The following is a 14557-nucleotide window of genomic DNA, read 5'->3' on the forward strand; positions in this document are numbered from 1 at the left end:
AACTTGCGTTTTTTAACTTTACTAACTATCTAACCTCATTTTTATACTGTATGAGAGTATAAACTTTTTTAGCGTATTGCTACGCTTGTATTTTTTGCAGAAGAATCTGATTTGTAAACAGCTGAAATTGCTTTTGATGATAATGTTGTAAAATCATCGTTTACGATAATTTCATATCTCACTTTTTTAGAATTGTCTTCAACTTCTAAAAAGTAAGTTCCGTTTGGAAAATCTTGTAAATCAAAAGTTCTTAAAATTCCATCTTTACCAGCAGCATTTTCAGAGTAGAACAAATTTCCTTCTTTATCGTATATTGCTAATTTTGCTTTTTGAACTTGGTTAAGACCAAAAGTGATCATTTTTCCGTTTTTCAATACATGAAGATTAAAGTCCTCATTTCCATCAATTGCATAAGTACTGAATCCTGATAAAAGTACTGCACATACTAAACTTAATTTTAAAATCGCTTTCATAGTATTTCGTTTTAAATTGTTATCACTAATTTTCTGATGTAAAATTACTTCAGTGATCCCTATTTTTTATTTACTCTATTTTCCAATTTATGTGCTATATTCTCATTTACGAAACCGATATAGGTTAAAATTTGAATTATTGTAGGTGTTTGTGTTAATTCAGTTGTTATTTTTTAATGATTTAAGATTGTTAATGTTTTTTGTAAACTCCTGTATTCTTACAAAAAATACTAGATGACTATAAAAACGTTTGATTAAATACGATTTTGAAAAAAAAACATTCAGAAAAATATCAGTTATGAAAAAAGCAAAGATTTTCGCCTATTTTAGAGCTGTCTTTTTGGAGTTTTTTTATGCAAAATTCTCAGTTACGAAACCGTTATAGGTTAAAATTTAAATTATTTTAGGTGATTTTGTTAAATTTGCTATTATTTTTTAAAGATTTTATCATGAAGACAATTGCCCCAGCTCTTGAAGTGATAACTAGCTCATACGGAAGTTCTTTTACCTATACTAAACACGCCGAAAAGACCAATAGCAAAGCTCATTTATGGCATTATCATCCAGAAATTGAGTTGGTTTATATAAACGGCGGGGCAGGAAAAAGACAAATAGGAAGCCATGTTTCTTATTACACAAATGGCAGTTTGATTCTGATAGGCTCTAATTTACCGCATTGCGGTTTTACAAATGAAAATACGGGAAATACAAACGAAACAGTCATTCATATTAAACCTGAATTTTTAGGAAATGACTTTTTTGTAGTTCCAGAGATGAAGAAAATCCAAAATATTTTAAGTCAGTCTAAAGGCGGAATTGCTTTTGGCGGTGAGACTAAAAAACAAATTGGAAAGAAAATAGAAATGATGGAACATCAGCTTCCGTTTGAGCGTTTGCTGACACTTTTGAGTGTTTTGGATGAACTTGAATCTTCTGAAGAATACACCATTTTGAATGCTGATGGTTTTTCGCTGGAACTTCAAACGCAAGACAGTGATCGTATGAATGTGATTTTTAATTATGTAAAAGATCATTTTCAAGAATCGATTGCTATCGATGAGGTTTCGAATTTGGTGAGTATGACCACGCCTTCATTTTGTCGTTATTTCAAAAAGATTTCAAATAAAACATTTACAGAGTTTGTGAATGAATATCGTTTGGTTCATGCTTCAAAATTATTGGCCGAAAAAGCAATCAGTATAAACGAAGTCTGCTACGAAAGTGGTTTTAATAATTTCAGTCACTTTAGTAAATCATTTAAGCAATATACAGGTAAAAGCGCCTCGCAATATCGTCACGAGCATAAAATTATAATTAGTTAACCCGTTGGGCATAATTATTTTCAACACATAGGAACATAGCTTTTACAGTCGAAAATTAGGCGTTTCACTTTTTTTTAAATACACATAGCTGCGCTATGCGAAAGAAACATGTTTCTTTTTTGTCTTCTTTTTTAGGCATAAAATCTATGTTTCTATGTGTTAGATTGTTTTTTGAATAATTACACGAAACGAATTTAGTTAATAGTTTTGATTAAATTTATCAGCCACGAATTTCACGAATTTTTAATTTCGGTTTTTACTTTGATAAAGTTTAAAACTTTGTCAAAGTTTCATTCGTGAAAATTCGTGTAGTTGCTTCGTCTGTTCGCTATCGCTCGGGTCGTGGCAACAGAAGAAAATAACCCTCATAAATCCGATTAGCGAAAACTGGTCGGATTTTTCATATAATTATTTTGAAAAAAGGTATATTTACATTCCTTAATCGAAAAATGATAAAAATGAAAAACTTTAAAATTTGGGTATTTGCCGTTTTCTTGTGTGTTTCGTCAATGTCGTACGCCGCAAAGGTAGACACGCTGCAAATTGCCAGCACAGCCATGAGTAAAACATACAAAGCAGCTGTAGTTTTGCCCAATTCGTATGCTAAAAGTAAATCGGCTTTTCCGGTAATGTATTTGCTGCATGGTGCATACGGACATTTTGGTGATTGGTTAAAAAATACTCCAAATAAAAAACTAGTTCAAAATTTATCAGATCAATACAATATAATTATTGTAATGCCAGAGGGCGAAACGTTTAGTTTTTATCTAGACAGCCCTGTAAATCCAGGAAGTCAGTTTGAAACTTTTATTACGCAGGAAGTAATTCAAAAAGTGGATAAAACCTATAAAACCATCAGCAATAGAAACGGAAGAGTAATAACAGGACTTTCTATGGGGGGGCATGGAGCTTTGTACTTGTCTGCTAAACATCCTGATTTGTTTTGTGCCGCCGGTAGTATGAGCGGAGCAGTAGATATGGGTACAATGCTTAATCGAGAGTCTTCGGCACAAGTGATAAAATTAATGCAGCCTGTTTTTGGAGATAAAAGCGATAATTCGGCATTGTATGCACAGCATGCCGTTATGGGAATGCTGGATAAAATAAAAGACAATAAACTGCCGTTAATAATTGATTGCGGTGTTGATGATTTTTTAATTGAACCTAATAGAGAATTGCATCGCAGAATGGTTTACGATAAAATAGAACACGATTATACAGAGCGTCCAGGAGCACATACTTGGGAATATTGGGAAAATTCGCTGCCGTATCATGTATTATTTTTTAATAAAATACTGCTTAAAAATCAGGTTGTTGCGAAAAAATAAACGAAAATATCGTTTCAAAGCCAACTAAAAGCTTTTTTTGGTTTGGTTTTTGGAATACCTTTATAAATCTAAAAAATAAAAATTATGAAAAAGATACTTACCCTTTTTGCGGTTGTTGGATTAATCGCTTTTACAAGTTGCGAAGGACCTGAAGGGCCTCCGGGAAGAGATGCATTAATGCCTGAAGCATTTGAAATTAGTAATGTTAATTTAGGTAGGGTTGCTGATAATGAATATAATTTGAAAAGTACTTTTAAATTTGAAATTGGGGATAATTTATTTGATGATGAAACTGTTTTGATTTATAGATTGACAGGTGTTATTAATCCAACTACTCCAGTTTGGCAATTACTACCTAGAACAATTTATTTTAATGATGGAAATGAGTTGGATTATGATTATGATTTTAGTAAAGTTGATTTTATTATAACTGCTAGAGGAACTTATAACTTATTAACTAAGCCAGAGTATATACAAAATCAAACTTTTAGAGTTGTAATTATTCCATCGGATTTAGCTAAGACTGTTAATACGAGTAACTTTTCAGAAGTAATGTCTGCAGCAAAATTGAATGAAAGCCAAATTCAAGAGATTAAATTCTAGTAATAGATTTATATAATAAAAAAAAGGAAATCGTAAGATTTCCTTTTTTTATGACTATATGTTTTGAAAAGTATTATTCTTTGCTGTTATCAGTAAGTTCTTTTTCTTTACCAAATTTTAGCGAGACGATAATTCCAACTAAAAGCGAAAGTGCAATAAATCCTAAAGAAGCCCATTCTGGTACGTGGATGAAATCGTGCAGTAACATTTTTAATCCCACAAAGGCTAAAATAGCAACTAAGCTGTATTCTAAATAACTGAATTTTGCCAGCATATTGGCTAAGAAAAAGTACATAGAACGCAGTCCAAGAATAGCAAAAATATTAGAACTAAATACTAAAAACGGATCAGATGTAATGGCTAGAATGGCAGGAACACTGTCGACAGCAAATAAAACATCCATTACTTCAATTACAATTAAAGCAACAAATAATGGTGTTGCAGCTCTTTTTGCGGTTTTTGTTGAAATGAAAAATTTCTCGCCTTCCATATGAGAGGTAATCGGAATGATTTTTCCTAATGCTTTGTAAACAAAAGAATCTTTAGGTTGAAAATCTTCGTCTTCGCCTGAAAACAACATTTTTATTGCTGTAAATAATAAGAAAGCTCCAAATAAATAAGTCGTCCAAGTAAATTTATTGATCAACATTACTCCGAAGAAAATCATTAGACCACGAAAAACGATCGCGCCCAAAATTCCCCAGAATAATACGCGGTGCTGGTATTTTTGCGGAATTTTGAAGGAAGCAAAAATAATAGCAATTACAAAAATGTTATCTACACTTAAGGATAACTCGATTAAGTAACCGGTAATGAATTTCATTGCGGCTACAGTTGGTTTTAAATTATCAGGGTTTTCGATATAGTCTGTGGTGTACAGCCAATAAATAACTCCTGAAAAAAGAAAAGATAAAGTAACCCAAATTAAGGTCCATTTGCTGGCTTCTTTGGTGCTGATGATATGGGGTGTTTTATTGAATACACCTAAATCTAAAGCAAGAATAAAAATTACGGCTAACAAAAAGAAAGTCCAGACTATCATGATGAATTTTTTAAATGATGTACAAAGATAAGTTTTGAAGTTTAACTTGAAAATTAATTATTGAAAAGTTACTTTCAAATTTATGGTTTTGTCACATTGAGCGAAGTCGAAATGTTACATAGGTTCTCGACTCCGCTCGAACTGATAGTTGTAAGAACTTTGTCAAAGTTTAAAACTTTGACAAAGTTGGCGCCAAAGATTTTTTGCGTAACCTTTGTGGAAAAATTAGTAAATAAAAAAAAGTGCCAACAATTATGAAGGCACTTTTAGAATATAATCTAAGCTTTGAATTATAGCGCTGAGTTAACAGTTTTGATAATTCTAGCAGCAATTTTGTATGGATCTCCGTTTGAAGCTGGTCTTCTGTCTTCCAACCATCCTTTCCATCCTTTTTGAACAGTCATTAAAGGAATTCTGATAGAACATCCTCTGTCTGAAACTCCATAAGAGAAATCGTGAATAGAAGCAGTTTCGTGTTTACCAGTTAAACGTTGGTCATTGTAAGCACCATAAACCGCGATATGCTCAGCAGTAACAGGACGGAAAGCCTCACAAATTCTTTCGTAAGTAGCTTGGTCTCCACATGATCTTAATACTTCGTTAGAGAAGTTAGCATGCATACCTGAACCATTCCAGTCTGTATCTCCAAGTGGTTTAGGGTGGTATTCGATATAGTAACCATATTTTTCAGTCAAACGATCTAATAAGTAACGAGCAACCCAAATTTCGTCTCCAGCTTTTTTAGCACCTTTAGCGAATAATTGGAATTCCCATTGTCCGCAGGCAACCTCTTGGTTAATACCTTCAAAGTTAATTCCAGCAGCGATACATAAATCAGCATGTTCTTCTACTAATTTTCTTCCGTGAGTGTTTTTTCCACCTACAGAGCAGTAGTACATACCTTGTGGAGCAGGATAACCTCCAACAGGGAAACCTAATGGCAATAAAGTTTTAGTATCCATGATGAAATACTCTTGTTCAAAACCAAACCAGAAATCATCATTATCATCATCAATCGTAGCTCTTCCGTTAGAAGGATGTGGAGTTCCGTCAGCAAACATAACTTCACACATTACTAAATATCCGTTAATACGAGTTGGATCAGGGTAAATTGCAACAGGAACTAATAAACAGTCAGAAGATCCACCTTCAGCTTGTCTTGTTGACGAACCATCAAATGACCAATTTCCAAGTTCTTCTAATGTTCCTTTGAAATTTTCATGCTCTTCAACTTTAGTTTTACTTCTAAGATTTTGAGTTGGCTCGTATCCATCTAACCAAATGTACTCTAACTTAATTTTAGCCATAATAATATAAATTTGTTTTTTTGTTTTTTCGCTGGGTCAAATATAGATTTATTTTTTTACTCCTAAAAATTAGGGGGCTATTTTGTTTATCGGACTATAATTTTTTTGAGAAGCGCAATTTTGAGAGGGGTATATTTTTAAAAAAGCAATTTTTAACACCTTAAAAAAATAAATTCGTAATAATTTGGGGCTCTTTTTGAATTTTAAGGTTAAGGAATTATGAAAAAATGTTTATTTATTGGGTAATACTATTGTTTTTTGTTAGAATTCTATACAACAGATTCATTATTCTTTGAAAAAAGTATCTTCTGTTGAGAAATTGTTTTTCAAAATTCTCCATTTTATGTTTAAAACAGGGAATTTTATTGTTTATATTTGCCGATCATTTTTTAATGAAAATTAGTACGAATTTTTAAAATTATATACATGTCAACATTACGTTTCCAAGCTTTGCAAGAAGCTTCTACAAGAAAGCCGGTACATTTTGAAGAGATTGGTAGAAAATCAAATCTTTTTGGTTCAAATGTGTTTAATGAAAAAGCTATGAAGCAATATTTAACTTCAGATGCTTTAAAAGGAGTAAGAGATGCTATTCAGCATGGAACTAAAATCGAAAGAAAACTGGCAGATTATATTGCCATGGGAATGAAAGAATGGGCGTTGGCAAAAGGTGTTACACATTATACACATTGGTTTCAGCCTCTTACAGGAACAACTGCTGAAAAACATGATGCTTTTTTTGAAACTTCGTATGATGGCAGCGATCCTGTAGAAAAATTTGGAGGCGCACAATTGGTACAACAAGAGCCAGATGCTTCAAGTTTTCCGAACGGCGGAATCAGAAATACTTTTGAAGCTAGAGGTTATACAGCTTGGGATCCAACTTCGCCAGCTTTTATATATGGAACAACTTTATGTATTCCAACTGTATTTATTGCTTATACAGGAGAAGCTTTAGATAATAAGATACCTTTATTAAGAGCTTTATCTGCAATTGATGAAGCAGCTACTGAAGTTTGTAAATATTTTGATAAAAACGTAAAAAAAGTAACAGCAACTTTGGGCTGGGAGCAGGAGTATTTCTTGATTGATAAAGCTTTGGCAAATTCTCGTCCTGATTTAATGATGACTGGAAGAACTTTATTAGGACATACTTCGGCAAAAGGGCAGCAGTTAGATGATCATTATTTTGGTTCTATTCCAACTCGTGCTCTTACTTATATGAGAGATTTAGAACAGGAATGTATGCTTTTAGGAATTCCTGTAAAAACACGTCATAATGAGGTTGCACCAAATCAGTTTGAACTTGCGCCTATTTTTGAGGAAACAAATCTTGCCGTAGATCATAACTCTTTATTAATGGATGTTATGCAGAAGGTTGCAGAACGTCATGATTTTAAAGTTTTATTTCATGAAAAACCTTTTAAAGGAGTAAACGGTTCAGGAAAACACAATAACTGGTCGCTGGCAACAGATACAGGAGTTAATTTATTGAGTCCGAGTAAAACACCAATGAGCAATTTACAGTTTTTGACTTTCTTTATTAATACAATCAAAGCGGTTAATGATAATGAAACTTTGCTTCGTGCTTCTATAGCTACAGCAAGCAACGATCATAGATTAGGTGCAAATGAAGCACCGCCGGCAATTATGTCTGTATTTATTGGAGCGCAGTTAACAAAAGTATTGTCTGAATTAGAAAGTGTAACAACTGGAAAATTATCTCCAGAAGAAAAAACAGATCTAAAATTAAATGTAGTTGGTAAAATTCCAGACGTACTATTAGATAATACAGACAGAAATAGAACTTCGCCTTTTGCATTTACAGGAAATAAATGGGAGTTTAGAGCTGTTGGTTCAAATTCAAACTGTTCTAACGCAATGACAACGCTAAATGCTATTGTGGCAAAACAATTAATCGACTTTAAAAATGAAGTAGAAACTTTGATCGAGTCTAAAGACATGAAAAAAGACGATGCTATTTTTAATGTTTTAAGAGAATACATTAAACAGTCTAAAAAAATACTTTTTGAGGGCGATGGTTATAGCGAAGCATGGGAAAAAGAAGCAGGAAAAAGAGGTTTAAGTAATTTTAAAACTACTCCAGAGGCTATTAAAGCTAAAGTTTCTAAGCAAGCTTTGGACTTATTTTCTGAACTAGGTATTTTTAATCATGTTGAAGCTGAAGCGCGCTACGAAATAGAATTAGAAGAATACACTAAGAAAATTCAGATTGAAGGAAGAGTTTTAGGCGATATCGCTAGAAATCATGTTATTCCTACTGCAATACGTTATCAAAATACTTTGATTGAGAATGTAAAAGGTTTAAAAGAGATCTTTGGAAAAGAATTTGAAACGATTGCAAAAGAGCAGATTATTTTAATAAAAGAAATTTCAGGTCATATAGAAGGAATCAATTCTAAAGTATTGGCAATGACAAACGAAAGAAAGAAAGCAAATCAATTAACCGATGCACAAAAAATGGCAGAAGCTTATTGCGATAAGGTAAAACCTTATTTTGAAGACATTCGTAACCATTGTGATAAACTGGAGCTTTTGGTTGATGATGAAAGCTGGACATTAACCAAATACAGAGAATTGTTGTTTACTAAATAACTTTCATTAACATTAAGTTAAAGCCTGTCTGTAAAAAGACAGGCTTTTTTTGTGATTATGTTAATATAACTGTTTCTGGTTTGAAATATATCTTTTGTTTTGGCATAAATGTAAGGAAAATGTAAAAAGTGGCTTTTTTCTTATTAAGAAAAAAGCCAAATACAGCAGTTCGTCGTTATAGTTTCGCATTTCATCGAAAACAGATTAAGATCTTGTAAAATACGTATTTATACCTGTTTTGATTATCGAGAAGTTTTCTAATTTTGAATATGAAAATGAGAGACTTAGCAGAAAAACTATTCTCAAATGATGGTTAGAATCCCCCAGATTTTCTCCCCAAATTGCATATACCTACATAATAATTTGTATTAATAACCAATTAAATATATTTATTATGAAAAAAGTAATTTTAAGCATCTCCGCGATGCTATTTGCAGGTGTAGCGTTCGCTCAAGGTAATGTGAGTGATGTAGATCAGTTAGGTTTGTTAAATGGTGCATTGGTAATCCAAGTTGGATCATCAAACAATTCAGATGTTGATCAAATAGGTATTGCAAACGTTGCAATTGTTGGACAATACGGAGATGATAATGAGTCTAGTGTTGCACAATTAGGAGCAGGAAATGTTGCTGTAGTTACTCAAATTGGAGATGACAACAGTTCTACTATTGCTCAAGGAATCTGGGTTGGAAACTTAGCAGTTACTACTCAAATCGGAGCTTACAACAATTCTGATGTATTGCAAGTGGGTAATTTTAATGATGCTTACACTACTCAATTTGGAGCATTTAATAATTCAACAACATTGCAATTTGGAGATGACAACACTGCAGCAACTACTCAAGTAGGTTTCTTCAACAATGCCGCTACATTGCAATTAGGATGGGATAACTACTCTAGCATTGAACAATATGGAATTGGAAACTTTGCAGCAACTGCTCAATTTGGAAATGATCATATTAGTACAGTTACTCAAACTGGATTCCTAAACGGAAGTATAGTAATCCAATCTAACTAAATAGAACCAAGAAAAGGAAGAATTTGATTTATTAAGTTCTTCCTTTTTTTTATTAGAATTCTTTTTTACCATAATACCACAATTATGAAACGTTTTGCCACTTATATTTTCCTATTCATTACAGGAATTTTATTCTCTCAATCAATTGATGGGAATAGAAGTGATTACGTTTTAAATGAAATGAACAATCGCAATCAAAATCAAATAAATCAATACATTAAAAGCAGAAATATTGTAACGGTTTCACAAATTGGAAATTACAATCAAGCCAATTTAACCATCATCAGTAATAATGCAAATGTAACCGCTCAGCAAACAGGCAATACCAACTATATGAATGTTTATAAAAAAGCTGAGGAAATCAATCAATCCTACACGCAGACAGGCAACAATAATTATATAAGCGATTATTCCTTGTACACAAGAGGAGTCGCTTCAATGTCAATAAATCAGAACGGCAGTAATTTAACGGTTTTTAATTCAGGTTCAAATTCTATATCTAAAGATTTGATTATTAATCAATCTGGAAATTCAGGAACAATATACATATTCAATCGTTAGAATTATGAAAAAGTATTGGAACATAGGAATTGTTTTTTTTGCCCTTTTTTTTTCTGAATCAGGATTTTCGCAGGTAGTTTATAAAGAAGTAAAAGCTAAGATAGAAGTAAAAGAAATTGAAAATCTTCTTGCTATTACTGGAACTGTTGAGAATTTAAAATCTGAGTTCAAGAATATCTCGTATAAGTTGACAGTATTCAAAAAAAGCAAATCAGGTTCAAATAAATCAAATAACGGACAAGACGGCAGAGTCACATTAGAGCCCATTCAAAAAGTTGAGCTGTCAAAAACACAGGTCAATTTTACAAAGGAGGATGAGATCATAATACTGTTATTAATTTATGATGAAAATAATGCCATCATTGGCAAGGATAGAGTTGTTTTTGGAGAGAAAAATGAATCAGATTCCGGTAAAGCTATTCCACAAGACGGAATCGAAATGATTGGAATTGTTGCTAATGACACTAAAACAAAACTGGGAAATGACTTTTACGATTATTTTTATTCGCAATATTCGAAATTAAAGATCAATACCAGTAAAATCGTAACTGTTCAAGAGGAATTGACTTTTGGGCGTACAACAAAGATTACGATTTTAGTGGATGGCGAAATAATAGAAGAATTTATTTCACGTCCAGATGAAGATTTCTTAAAATATATGGCTGATTCAGCCGCTTCTAAAGTATTTAAATATTTTAAGGATCTTGAAAAACAAAGCAAAATTATAACTCAATACTAAAATTGAGGAACGTTTTGTGTCAAGAAGAGTTGTGTTTTTAATGTAGGAAATAAAATTTATCAATATGAAAACTTTAGCTTTACTAGTTTGTCTAGCAGGTTTTAGCGCAGTCTCAAATGCGCAGGATCTTGCTTATAAGCCTATTAATCCTGCTTTTAGCGGTGGTGATACTTTTAATTATCAATGGCTGCTTAGTTCTGCCCAAGCACAAAATGATTTTAAAGAAGATCCAACTACAGGATATAAACCACAGACTGATTTGGAACGTTTTAAAAGTACTTTAAATAATCAGCTGTTAAATAGGATTTCAAATTCGTTATTCGATGATCAATTTGGATCAGCAACAGGTTCCGGAACAGGAACGGGGACAGGCACAGGTACTGGAACAGGAACTGGCGGCGGACTAAAACCAGGAACATATGTCTTTGGAACATTGTCTGTAGATATATATAATTCTAATTTAGGAATGGTAGTAGATATTTTAGATATCGATACAGGCGAACAAACACAAGTAATTATACCAGCTCGATAGATTCTGGTTTCTTGTTTTTTTTTCTTATACGTCAATTAGGTTCATGTTTTACTGTAAATAACTTATTATGAATAAAAGTCCCCTTTTTATACTTTTAATAACTTGCCTATTCTCAGGATGTGGAGCTTATTTTAACCAGCCAGTAGGAGTTCAAAAGGCAGTATTTGGAGAAAATACTCCTGCAACTACCGCATTAGTCGATATGCCTAAACCTAAAGAACAAATTGTTGTTGGGGTTTACAAATTTAAAGATCAGACCGGGCAGTATAAAGCTACTGAGTTAGGAAGTACTTTTAGTACCGCGGTTACTCAAGGTGCAACTTCGATTTTAATTAAAGCGCTGGAAGACTCTAAGTGGTTTATACCTATAGAGCGTGAAAATCTGGGTAACCTTTTAAATGAACGAAATATTATCCGTTCGACACGTCAGGAATATGCCTCAAAAACAGAAGCGAATGAAGCCGTTTTAACGCCGCTTTTATTTGCGGGCGTTTTGCTTGAGGGTGGAATTATTTCTTATGATACTAATATTATTACAGGTGGTTTTGGTGCAAGATACTTTGGTGCGGGTGGTTCTACTCGTTACAGACAAGATCGTGTAACGGTATATTTAAGGTTAGTTTCAACTTCTAACGGAAAAATCTTAAATACGGTTTATGTTTCTAAAACTATTTTGTCTCAAAGTGTAGATGCGAGTTTATTTCGATATGTAAATCTAAACCGACTTTTAGAAGTAGAAACCGGTTTTACTCGAAACGAACCTATTCAATTAGCAGTAACAGAAGCAATCGAAAAAGCTGTTGAAGGCCTTATTGTAGACGGAATTAAAGATAAACTATGGGAAGTAAATGCTCCTCAGAATAAAATTGATGCTTTTGTTGCTGAATATGATAAAGAAAAAAGTGAAGCTGATTTAGCTCAATTATACAATAGAAATTTGAGTGAAAGAAGAGCCCGTTTTGGATTGGAAGCTTCTGGAGGAGTTGCCTTAATGCAGGGTGATTATGCAAATCCAGTTCCCAAACCACTGATTAGAGGTGCTGCAAAATTTTTCTTTACACCAACATTTGCTTTAAGTGCATCGTCAAATGCATTTTGGCTGGCAAACAAAAATAAACTCGATGCAGGGTATGTTTCCTTAGACCTTAATTTAGAATGTTTAATCTTACCTCGTGATGTATTTACCCCTTATATTTTTGCTGGAACCGGGGTTGAGTTCAATAAAAAATACGAAAATATAGCCAGTAAAGTTCAGTTTGGCGGCGGAGTCGAATATCTCGCAACAAATTATCTGGGAATAAAGGCCTTTGGCGAGTTTAATGTTCCCTTTAGTGACAATGTAGATTACTTAGTCAGCGGCGTTCGAGATGATTATTACTGGCGGTTTGGTTTAGGATTGACCTATTATTTCCCAAAAAGTTATAAGTACAAGAAGAAATAATAAAACCTCGTGATATTTCCAGGTTCTTTATAAAATGATTACAGGAGTAAATACAATGTAAGTTTAATAAAATTATGTCTCAAATGAAAATAGGATTAAAAATTTTGGCGTGCTTTATTCTTTTGATGTCTTGTAGTGAAGAACAAGTTGACGACACAGGAACAGCAGTAGTAAAAGGAAGAGTTGTTGACATTCGAACCTACGAAGGGATCGCAAATGCCCGTGTTTTATCGAGCCCAACAACAAGCACTGTATTCTCAGATAAAGATGGTTACTTTATTATGGAAAAAGTACCAGTAGGAAAATATTCTTTTCAAGCGCAGAAAGATGGATTTATAGCCAGATTTCAGCCCGCTACAGTTGAAAAAGACGTTCCGGTAGAAATTATTTTTGAGTTAGAAGTATCTACGGCAAATAATAAACCGCCTGAAATTCCTGCGCTTACAGCTCCTTTGGATAATGCTACTTCTCAGGCTTTAAGTTTAGATTTAACTTGGACTTCGACTGATCCAGAAAAAGATCCAATGACGTTTCAAGTTACCGTTAAAAACGGAACGACTGATGAAGTTAAAACGTATTCTGATCTTAAGGCTACAACTTTAAAAATTACAGGTTTAGATTATAGTACAAAATACTATTGGCAAGTATCGGCAAATGACGGAATCAATAAACCTACAAATAGTGCAATAACCTCTTTTACAACATTAGCATTTCCAAATCCGAGATATTTATATGTTAAAAAGGTAAAAAATAACAATGTCATTTATACCGCAGATGAAGCTGGAAATGAGCTTCAGTTGTCGCCATCATCAATTAATAGCTACAGGCCGAGAAAAAATTTGAGTATCAATCGTATTGCTTACATAAGTTCTGACGGTTCATTAAATCAAATTTTCACCATGAATCCTGATGGTACAGATGTGAAAAAAGTGACCAACTTTATTCCAATCGCTGGATTTAATATGGATCATGTTAATTATTGCTGGAGCACAAACGGAAGACAGATAATTTATCCTAATTTTGATCAGCTCCTTCGTATAGACTCAGATGGTTCAGGTTTAGTCCAGATATTCAAAACCCCTAATGGTAAGTTTATATCAGAGTGCGAATGGAGTCAGGACGGAAGTCAGATCGTACTAAAAGTAAATGATGCCTCAGGTTATAATGTCGAAATATATGCTATAAATATGGCTGGAGATGTCTTGTATCAAATACTTTCTGGCGAAAAAGGTGCAGCAAGCGGTCTTGGTATTACGATCGATAATAGTAAAGTAGTTTATACCAAAGATGTTTCTGGTTTCGAAAATTCAACTTACAGACGATTAGATTCTAGAATATTTATTTACACAGTAGCAACAAATACTTCGGCAGAATTAGACACTCAAAAAGAGAATGGTTTTAATGATTTAGACGTTAAATTCTCGCCAAACGAAGCAAAAGTCATCTTTGTTAATACGTCGAATGATGGATTATCTGCTAAAAACATTCAAACGGCAAGTATATCTGATAGTTCAACAAGGACAACTCTATTCCAAAACGCAGCGATGCCGGATTGGAAATAACTTAAAAGACCAA

At 33.1% G+C, this 14557-nt stretch carries 13 protein-coding genes; 10 read left to right on the forward strand and 3 right to left on the reverse strand.

The window, feature by feature from the left end; translation table 11 throughout:
- Nucleotides 1–68 precede the first annotated feature (68 nt).
- Nucleotides 69–473, reverse strand: coding sequence for a T9SS type A sorting domain-containing protein (locus tag ACHRVL_RS07250; RefSeq protein WP_089055177.1), 405 nt, complete (start codon nucleotides 471–473; stop codon nucleotides 69–71).
- Between the two features lie 449 nt (nucleotides 474–922).
- Here ACHRVL_RS07250 and ACHRVL_RS07255 point away from each other — a divergent pair, with 449 nt between their 5' ends.
- The 3 genes from ACHRVL_RS07255 to ACHRVL_RS07265 all read left to right on the forward strand — a co-directional run bounded on the left by ACHRVL_RS07255 (nucleotide 923) and on the right by ACHRVL_RS07265 (nucleotide 3726).
- The gene (locus ACHRVL_RS07255; RefSeq protein ID WP_089056518.1) at nucleotides 923–1795 is read left to right on the forward strand and encodes an AraC family transcriptional regulator; all 873 of its coding nucleotides are present in this window, start codon (nucleotides 923–925) and stop codon (nucleotides 1793–1795) included.
- A gap of 458 nt (nucleotides 1796–2253) precedes the next feature.
- Nucleotides 2254–3123: an alpha/beta hydrolase gene (locus ACHRVL_RS07260; protein ID WP_395411504.1), complete on the forward strand. Its 870-nt coding sequence runs from the start codon at nucleotides 2254–2256 to the stop codon at nucleotides 3121–3123.
- A gap of 84 nt (nucleotides 3124–3207) precedes the next feature.
- Nucleotides 3208–3726, forward strand: a complete 519-nt coding sequence (locus ACHRVL_RS07265) for a hypothetical protein (protein ID WP_395411506.1) — start codon at nucleotides 3208–3210, stop codon at nucleotides 3724–3726.
- A gap of 73 nt (nucleotides 3727–3799) precedes the next feature.
- On the opposite strand, the gene ACHRVL_RS07270 is transcribed toward ACHRVL_RS07265, so the two are convergent.
- Both ACHRVL_RS07270 and ACHRVL_RS07275 read right to left on the reverse strand, forming a co-directional pair.
- Nucleotides 3800–4768, reverse strand: a complete 969-nt coding sequence (locus tag ACHRVL_RS07270; protein ID WP_395411508.1) for a TerC family protein — start codon at nucleotides 4766–4768, stop codon at nucleotides 3800–3802.
- Nucleotides 4769–5058: 290 nt separating this feature from the next.
- Nucleotides 5059–6075: a glutamine synthetase beta-grasp domain-containing protein gene (locus tag ACHRVL_RS07275; RefSeq protein ID WP_089055173.1), complete on the reverse strand. Its 1017-nt coding sequence runs from the start codon at nucleotides 6073–6075 to the stop codon at nucleotides 5059–5061.
- A 426-nt stretch (nucleotides 6076–6501) separates the two neighbouring features.
- Here ACHRVL_RS07275 and ACHRVL_RS07280 point away from each other — a divergent pair, with 426 nt between their 5' ends.
- The 7 genes from ACHRVL_RS07280 to ACHRVL_RS07310 all read left to right on the forward strand — a co-directional run bounded on the left by ACHRVL_RS07280 (nucleotide 6502) and on the right by ACHRVL_RS07310 (nucleotide 14544).
- Nucleotides 6502–8691, forward strand: coding sequence for a glutamine synthetase III (locus ACHRVL_RS07280; protein ID WP_089055172.1), 2190 nt, complete (start codon nucleotides 6502–6504; stop codon nucleotides 8689–8691).
- A 394-nt stretch (nucleotides 8692–9085) separates the two neighbouring features.
- Nucleotides 9086–9709, forward strand: coding sequence for a hypothetical protein (locus ACHRVL_RS07285; RefSeq protein WP_129024139.1), 624 nt, complete (start codon nucleotides 9086–9088; stop codon nucleotides 9707–9709).
- Nucleotides 9710–9793: 84 nt separating this feature from the next.
- The gene (locus ACHRVL_RS07290) at nucleotides 9794–10270 is read left to right on the forward strand and encodes a hypothetical protein (RefSeq protein ID WP_395411510.1); all 477 of its coding nucleotides are present in this window, start codon (nucleotides 9794–9796) and stop codon (nucleotides 10268–10270) included.
- 4 nt (nucleotides 10271–10274) lie between these two features.
- Nucleotides 10275–11009 carry a CsgE family curli-type amyloid fiber assembly protein gene (locus ACHRVL_RS07295; protein ID WP_395411512.1) on the forward strand — a complete coding sequence of 245 codons (735 nt, stop codon included), beginning with the start codon at nucleotides 10275–10277 and terminating at the stop codon, nucleotides 11007–11009.
- 64 nt (nucleotides 11010–11073) lie between these two features.
- Complete coding sequence (locus ACHRVL_RS07300; RefSeq protein WP_129024137.1) at nucleotides 11074–11541, forward strand: curli assembly protein CsgF; 468 nt, start codon at nucleotides 11074–11076, stop codon at nucleotides 11539–11541.
- Nucleotides 11542–11608: 67 nt separating this feature from the next.
- A complete protein-coding gene (locus tag ACHRVL_RS07305) occupies nucleotides 11609–12982 on the forward strand; it encodes a CsgG/HfaB family protein (RefSeq protein ID WP_129024136.1) in 1374 nt (457 codons plus the stop codon).
- Nucleotides 12983–13065: 83 nt separating this feature from the next.
- Nucleotides 13066–14544, forward strand: coding sequence for a carboxypeptidase regulatory-like domain-containing protein (locus ACHRVL_RS07310; protein WP_395411514.1), 1479 nt, complete (start codon nucleotides 13066–13068; stop codon nucleotides 14542–14544).
- Nucleotides 14545–14557 lie beyond the last annotated feature (13 nt).

It is taken from the genome of Flavobacterium sp. FlaQc-28 (genome assembly GCF_044007415.1).
In the GTDB taxonomy this organism is placed as follows: domain Bacteria; phylum Bacteroidota; class Bacteroidia; order Flavobacteriales; family Flavobacteriaceae; genus Flavobacterium.

What these genes read in the sequence shown, in the direction of transcription:
- ACHRVL_RS07280 (WP_089055172.1), top strand. Translation starts at nt 6,502, where the DNA reads ATGTCAACATTACGTTTCCAAGCTTTGCAAGAAGCTTCTACAAGAAAG.
- ACHRVL_RS07265 (WP_395411506.1), top strand. Translation starts at nt 3,208, where the DNA reads ATGAAAAAGATACTTACCCTTTTTGCGGTTGTTGGATTAATCGCTTTT.
- ACHRVL_RS07260 (WP_395411504.1), top strand. Translation starts at nt 2,254, where the DNA reads ATGAAAAACTTTAAAATTTGGGTATTTGCCGTTTTCTTGTGTGTTTCG.
- ACHRVL_RS07250 (WP_089055177.1), bottom strand. Translation starts at nt 473, where the DNA reads ATGAAAGCGATTTTAAAATTAAGTTTAGTATGTGCAGTACTTTTATCA.
- ACHRVL_RS07300 (WP_129024137.1), top strand. Translation starts at nt 11,074, where the DNA reads ATGAAAACTTTAGCTTTACTAGTTTGTCTAGCAGGTTTTAGCGCAGTC.
- ACHRVL_RS07290 (WP_395411510.1), top strand. Translation starts at nt 9,794, where the DNA reads ATGAAACGTTTTGCCACTTATATTTTCCTATTCATTACAGGAATTTTA.
- ACHRVL_RS07305 (WP_129024136.1), top strand. Translation starts at nt 11,609, where the DNA reads ATGAATAAAAGTCCCCTTTTTATACTTTTAATAACTTGCCTATTCTCA.
- ACHRVL_RS07255 (WP_089056518.1), top strand. Translation starts at nt 923, where the DNA reads ATGAAGACAATTGCCCCAGCTCTTGAAGTGATAACTAGCTCATACGGA.
- ACHRVL_RS07270 (WP_395411508.1), bottom strand. Translation starts at nt 4,768, where the DNA reads ATGATAGTCTGGACTTTCTTTTTGTTAGCCGTAATTTTTATTCTTGCT.
- ACHRVL_RS07295 (WP_395411512.1), top strand. Translation starts at nt 10,275, where the DNA reads ATGAAAAAGTATTGGAACATAGGAATTGTTTTTTTTGCCCTTTTTTTT.
- ACHRVL_RS07285 (WP_129024139.1), top strand. Translation starts at nt 9,086, where the DNA reads ATGAAAAAAGTAATTTTAAGCATCTCCGCGATGCTATTTGCAGGTGTA.
- ACHRVL_RS07310 (WP_395411514.1), top strand. Translation starts at nt 13,066, where the DNA reads ATGAAAATAGGATTAAAAATTTTGGCGTGCTTTATTCTTTTGATGTCT.
- ACHRVL_RS07275 (WP_089055173.1), bottom strand. Translation starts at nt 6,075, where the DNA reads ATGGCTAAAATTAAGTTAGAGTACATTTGGTTAGATGGATACGAGCCA.